7 protein-coding genes are annotated in these 5,522 nt (G+C 60.4%); 6 read left to right on the forward strand and 1 reads right to left on the reverse strand.

Going from position 1 to position 5,522, the window contains the following annotated elements; all coding sequences use genetic code 11:
- The 5 genes from GSM73_RS26820 to GSM73_RS03340 all read left to right on the forward strand — a co-directional run.
- A partial coding sequence (locus GSM73_RS26820; RefSeq protein WP_256676687.1) for an ABC transporter permease occupies nucleotides 1–510 on the forward strand: 510 nt, incomplete at its 5' end.
- Nucleotides 510–1,418: an ABC transporter permease gene (locus GSM73_RS03325; protein WP_047230516.1), complete on the forward strand. Its 909-nt coding sequence runs from the start codon at nucleotides 510–512 to the stop codon at nucleotides 1,416–1,418. The genes GSM73_RS26820 and GSM73_RS03325, both read left to right, overlap by 1 nt.
- A gap of 11 nt (nucleotides 1,419–1,429) precedes the next feature.
- Nucleotides 1,430–2,269 carry an ABC transporter ATP-binding protein gene (locus GSM73_RS03330; protein WP_160891562.1) on the forward strand — a complete coding sequence of 280 codons (840 nt, stop codon included), beginning with the start codon at nucleotides 1,430–1,432 and terminating at the stop codon, nucleotides 2,267–2,269.
- Nucleotides 2,270–2,279: 10 nt separating this feature from the next.
- On the forward strand, nucleotides 2,280–3,047 hold the full coding sequence (locus tag GSM73_RS03335) for an ABC transporter ATP-binding protein (protein WP_047230514.1): 768 nt from the start codon (nucleotides 2,280–2,282) through the stop codon (nucleotides 3,045–3,047).
- Between the two features lie 139 nt (nucleotides 3,048–3,186).
- The gene (locus GSM73_RS03340; RefSeq protein ID WP_076386258.1) at nucleotides 3,187–3,909 is read left to right on the forward strand and encodes an oligogalacturonate-specific porin KdgM family protein; all 723 of its coding nucleotides are present in this window, start codon (nucleotides 3,187–3,189) and stop codon (nucleotides 3,907–3,909) included.
- A 105-nt stretch (nucleotides 3,910–4,014) separates the two neighbouring features.
- On the opposite strand, the gene GSM73_RS03345 is transcribed toward GSM73_RS03340, so the two are convergent.
- Nucleotides 4,015–4,758, reverse strand: coding sequence for a FadR/GntR family transcriptional regulator (locus GSM73_RS03345; protein ID WP_047230512.1), 744 nt, complete (start codon nucleotides 4,756–4,758; stop codon nucleotides 4,015–4,017).
- 97 nt (nucleotides 4,759–4,855) lie between these two features.
- Between GSM73_RS03345 and GSM73_RS03350 the strand changes: the two genes are divergently transcribed.
- The coding region (locus GSM73_RS03350; protein WP_160891564.1) for a FadR/GntR family transcriptional regulator at nucleotides 4,856–5,522 on the forward strand (667 nt) is incomplete at its 3' end.

Genomic DNA, 5,522 nt, shown 5'->3' on the forward strand with positions numbered 1-5,522 from the left:
GGGCGCATCGGCCTGGCCTATGACGGGCTGATCCCCAAACACACCGGGCTGCTGTTGATCGACACCGCCTGGTCCGGCGATTGGGAGGCCTTTCGCAGCGCGTTGCGCCACATCCTGCTGCCGGCGGTGATCCTCAGTTTCAACTCGGTGGCTTACATCAGCCGCATGACCCGCAGCTTCATGCTCGAGCAGCTGTCCCAGGAGTACATCATCACCGCCCGGGTCAAGGGTTTGTCCCAGCGGCGAATCGTCTGGGGCCATGCCTTCGGCAACATCCGCGTGCAGCTGTTGACCATCGTTGCGCTGGCCTACGGCGGGCTGTTGGAAGGCGCGGTGCTGATCGAAACCGTGTTTGCCTGGCCGGGCTTCGGTCAGTACCTGACCAGCAGTTTGCTGCTCGGTGACATGAACGCGGTGATGGCCTGTGTCCTGCTGATCGGCCTCATCTTCGTGACGCTGAACCTGATCAGCGACGCGCTGTACAAGATCTTCGACCCGAGGACTCGCTAATGAACCTGCCTCTTGCTTCCAGCGCAGCCGGCAGTGCCGCGCTGCCATCTTCAAGTACGGCAGCGATGGCCGTCAGTGCCTTGCGCCTGCTGCGTTTCCTGCTGCGCAACCCGATGACCTTTGCCGGCCTGATCGTCGTCTCGACCCTGATGCTGGTCGCGGTTTTCGCGCCATGGATTGCCGGTCACGATCCGCTGTTGCAGAACCTTGCCGGGGCGTTGCAAGCACCCAGCAGCGTCCACTGGTTCGGCACTGACGAATACGGTCGCGATGTCTTCGCCCGCTTGGTTTACGGCTCGCGCATCACCCTGTACATCGTTTTGCTGGTGACCGTGATTGTCGGGCCAATCGGCTTGCTGGTGGGCACGGTGTCCGGTTACTTCGGCGGTTGGGTCGACAGCCTGTTCATGCGCATCACCGACATCTTCATCTCGTTTCCCAGCCTGGTCCTGGCGCTGGCGTTCATCGCCGCCCTCGGCCCGGGCCTTGAGCATGCGGTGATCGCCATCGCACTGACTGCCTGGCCGCCGATTGCCCGACTCGCCCGCGCTGAAACCCTGCCGCTGCGCAACGCTGACTTCGTCGTGGCGGTGCAGCTTCAAGGCGCGTCGAGTACCCGGGTCATCCTGCGCCACATCATTCCAATGTGCCTGTCCTCGGTGATCATCCGCCTGACCATGAACATGGCGAGCATCATTCTCACCGCTGCCGCCCTGGGCTTTCTCGGCCTCGGCGCCCAGGCACCGTTGCCGGAATGGGGCGCCATGATCTCGACCGGACGGCGCTACATGCTCGAAAGCTGGTGGCTGGTGGCGGCGCCCGGTGCGGCGATCATGCTGGTCAGCCTGGCCTTCAACCTGTTGGGCGACGGTTTGCGCGACGTCCTTGACCCACGTAGCCAATCCTGAGGAGCAGCCCCATGACTGAGATAAAACTTGCCGTACAGGACTTGTGTGTGGAGTTTCGCAACGCCGGCAAAATCTCCCGCGCGGTGCGTGACGTGTCGTTTACTTTGGGTCGGGAAAAACTCGCCATCGTTGGTGAATCCGGCTCGGGCAAGTCCACCGTTGGCCGCAGTCTCTTGCGCTTGCATCCGCCGACGGCGCGAGTCACCGCCAAGACGTTGCGTTTTGCCGATATCGACTTGCTGGCCGCCAGCGAAAAGCAGATCCAGGCGATTCGCGGCGCGCGCATGTCGATGATCATGCAAGACCCCAAGTACTCGCTGAACCCGGTGGTGCGGGTCGGCGAACAAATCGCCGAGGCCTATCTGGCCCATCACAAAGTGCCCCATCGCGAGGCCCGCGAACGCGCCCTGGACATGCTCGCCAAGGTACACATTCGCGACCCGCAGCGGGTCTACGACCTGTACCCCCATGAAGTCTCGGGTGGCATGGGCCAGCGCATCATGATCGCCATGATGGTGATCACCGACCCCCAGGTGATCATCGCCGACGAACCGACCTCGGCCCTCGACGTCTCGGTGCGCCGCCAGGTGCTCAACGTGTTGGAGGAGTTGGTCAGCGAGCGCGACCTCGGGCTGATTTTCATCAGTCACGATTTGAACATGGTGCGGCATTTCTGTGACCGCGTGCTGGTGATGTACGCCGGCCGCGTGGTCGAGTCGATTGCCGCCGCCGACCTGGATCAAGCCAGCCATCCCTATACCCGTGGCCTGCTGGCCGCACTGCCGAGCCTGGATCATCGGCGCGCCACGCTGCCGGTGTTGCAGCGTGACCCGCAGTGGTTGAATGCTTGAGGAGCCTGTCATGAGCATGATTGAAATCGCCGGCCTGAACCTTTGTTTTGGCACCGGCGCGGCACTGAACGCGGTATTGCACGACGTCGATTTGAGTGTTGCCGAAGGCGAGGCATTCGGCCTGGTAGGGGAGTCCGGTTCGGGCAAGACCACCGTGCTGCGCTGTCTGGCCGGGCAGTATCAGCATTGGACCGGGCAACTGCAGATCGCCGGCCAGGCCGTGATCCGCAACCTGCCGCTGAACCACTATCGTACGGTGCAGATGGTGTTCCAGGATCCCTACGCCTCGCTGCATCCGCGCTACACCATTGATGCCGCGTTGCAGGAACCGTTGCGCATCCACGGCATCGACGGGCGTGCGCAGAAGGTCAGCGAGATCCTGCGCAAGGTCGGCTTGAACGACAGCTTCCGTTTTCGTTACCCGCATCAATTATCCGGTGGCCAACGCCAGCGCGTGGCGATCGCCCGTGCGTTGATCCTGCGTCCGCGGGTGCTGTTGCTGGACGAGCCGACCTCGGCGTTGGATGTCTCGGTGCAGGCGGAAATCCTCAACCTGCTGGCCGACTTGCGCCGCCAGGAAGGCCTGACCTACCTGATGGTGACCCACGATCTGGCGGTGGTTGCGCACTTATGCGATCGGGTCGCGGTGATGCAGCAGGGCAGGGTGGTGGAGACGCTCGACAGTCAGCTTCTGGCGAGTGACGGAGCCACGCACGCGTACACCCGTTTGCTGGTGCAGGCCAGTCGCGACATACAAGGCATCCCTGTCGCCGTTTGAATTAAACCCTGATTCATCAGTTGCACTTGTTTTAACCCGTAAAAGACGTTGAACCCCAGGTTTCAATGCCGCGCACGCGCTCGCCTGTGATTTAGCGTTTAACCCAACTAACCCGTTCAACCAACAAGAATAAAAAAACATGAAAAAGACATTGGTAATACTTTCTCTCGCTTCCTTGTTTACTTCGGTTATTGCCCAGGCCGATACCGGCTATATCAATGTGCGCCACCAATATGCGGAAAAAAGTCGCATGCATGCCGACCGTGCCAAGTTTGGTATTCGGCTGGACAGCGGCCTGGGTCTGGAGGGTGAACTCAAATACAAGACCGCCGGTGACCGGCAAGACGTCGCCTTCGACAATACCGTCGGCAGCGGTCATGAATTTACCGTCAACTACCAGCACAAGATCAATGATCGCTGGATGCTGACGCCCTCGTTGGCCTTGGACAGCGACGAAGAATCCACCACCTACAAGCTGGGCCTGCGCCTGGGTTACCGCGTGACCAAAGAGTTGAGCATCGCCGGTCGCTACCGTTTGGATTCAGCCAAACTGGACCGCGACAAGATCGACCGTGACGTGCCGCATAATGGGCAGGACGATCAGACGGTCAATCGTTACGATGTATATATCAACTATGGCCCCCAAGGACCGTGGGCCTATGAATATCAGTTGACTTACTTCGATGCCGACTACATTCGCTATAACGGCGGCACCGACGACTATGAACAGAACGCCGTGGTCAAATACCAGTGGGATAAACGCTGGGCACCATTCTTTGAAGTGGGTGATATTAAAGTCAACTCGGTCGACAGCGATCGCCAGTTGCGGCTGCGGGTCGGTGTTAAATACAGCTTCTTCTAAATTGTAGGAGCGAGCCTGCTGGCGATAGCGTCGGATCAGTTGGCATTCATGTTGACTGACCCACTGCCTTCGCGAGCAGGCTCGCTCCCACAGAATCAGTGGGCATTATTCGTTGTAAAAAGCCTGGCGTTGTTGAGTTTCACACAGGCGCATGCGGCTATTGCTCAAATGCAGGTACATGGCCGCCCGCGCCGCGTCGACATTACCACTGGCGATGGCGTCGAAGATCTGTTGATGTTCGGCGTTGATCCCCTGCAGGTAGGCGCTGCGATCACTCTGCCCGGAATAGGCGGAGTTCATCCGGGTACGTGGGATCAGCTTGGTACCCAGGTGCTTCATGATGTCGATCAGGTAGTAATTGCCAGCGGCCTTGGCGATTTTCAGATGGAACTGGAAATCGGCATTGATGGTGGTGCCGGACTTTTCCGGGCCTTGCAGCAACGCTTCCAGCGCCTGGGCCAGTTCGGCCAGGGCTTGGGGCGTGGCGCGCTCGGCAGCCATGCCGGCGGCCTGGACTTCCAGGCTCAGGCGAAACTCCAGCAGGTTGAGCACATCCGACAACGTGGCAATCGTCGCCGGCCCGAGGGTAAAGCCCTCCGGCGCCGGCATGTCCAGGACAAAGGTGCCGACGCCATGCCGCGTCTCCACCAGCCCCGCCGCCTGCAAGCGCGACAGCGCTTCACGCACCACCGAACGACTGACGCCCTCGGCTTCCATGATATGCACTTCGGTGGGGAGCTTTTCGCCGCGCTTGAGAATGCCTTCACGCATGCGCTGGGCAAAGCGGTCCACCAGTGTTTCGGCGAGGCGGCGCGGTTTATTCAATGGAGATAACGCTTGATCCGTCATCGGCTTGCTCTAGTGTGATCAGCCGGCATTATAGTGCGTTTCGACGTTAGGTCGCGGCTATAATGCCGCGATCGTCTGGCTTTAATGGATAGGTGCAATGGACCGTGTCACACCCGATCGACGCCTGAGCATGACCCAGCAACTGGTGGTCGATCTGACGCAGCAGATACTGGCCGGCGAACTGCCCGCAGGCAGCAAACTGCCGACCGAGCAGGTCATCATCAAGGACCGTGGCGTCAGTCGTACGGTGGTTCGCGAAGCCATGTCGCGGCTGCAGGCCGAAGGCCTGGTGGAAACGCGTCACGGCATCGGCACCTTCGTGGTCGACACTGCTCGCCCGGGGGATTTCCAGGGCAGCAAGCACGTCAAGGGTGGCGCGTACGACGCGCTGGCGGTGATCGAATTGCGCCAGAGCCTGGAAGTCGAAGCCGCTGGCATCGCCGCCCAACGCGCTACGCCGCAGCAGTTACTGGCGATGCGTGAAGCGCTGGATGTGGCGAACGCTTCTGAAGCCGCGGATGCCGAAAGCGCCCGGGTGGATTTCGAATTTCATTTACAGATCGCCCAGTGCACCGGCAACAGCTTCTTTATCGATGCCATGGCCCATGTGGGCAATACGTTGATCGCGGTGGTTCAACAGGCAGGGCCAGCTGTCACGGCTGAGAATCGCGCCTTGGTGATTCGTGAGCGCGAGCAAATCTACGCAGCGTTGGCGCGCCATGATGCCGAAGCAGCCCGGGCTTCGATGCGGTTGCATTTGATCA

The sequence above is a fragment of the Pseudomonas sp. PICF6 genome, from assembly GCF_009831705.1.
Classification (GTDB): domain Bacteria; phylum Pseudomonadota; class Gammaproteobacteria; order Pseudomonadales; family Pseudomonadaceae; genus Aquipseudomonas; species Aquipseudomonas rhizophila.

Coding starts and splice junctions, on each gene's coding strand:
- GSM73_RS03325 (WP_047230516.1), top strand. CDS start 510: ATGAACCTGCCTCTTGCTTCCAGCGCAGCCGGCAGTGCCGCGCTGCCA.
- GSM73_RS03330 (WP_160891562.1), top strand. CDS start 1,430: ATGACTGAGATAAAACTTGCCGTACAGGACTTGTGTGTGGAGTTTCGC.
- GSM73_RS03335 (WP_047230514.1), top strand. CDS start 2,280: ATGAGCATGATTGAAATCGCCGGCCTGAACCTTTGTTTTGGCACCGGC.
- GSM73_RS03340 (WP_076386258.1), top strand. CDS start 3,187: ATGAAAAAGACATTGGTAATACTTTCTCTCGCTTCCTTGTTTACTTCG.
- GSM73_RS03345 (WP_047230512.1), bottom strand. CDS start 4,758: ATGACGGATCAAGCGTTATCTCCATTGAATAAACCGCGCCGCCTCGCC.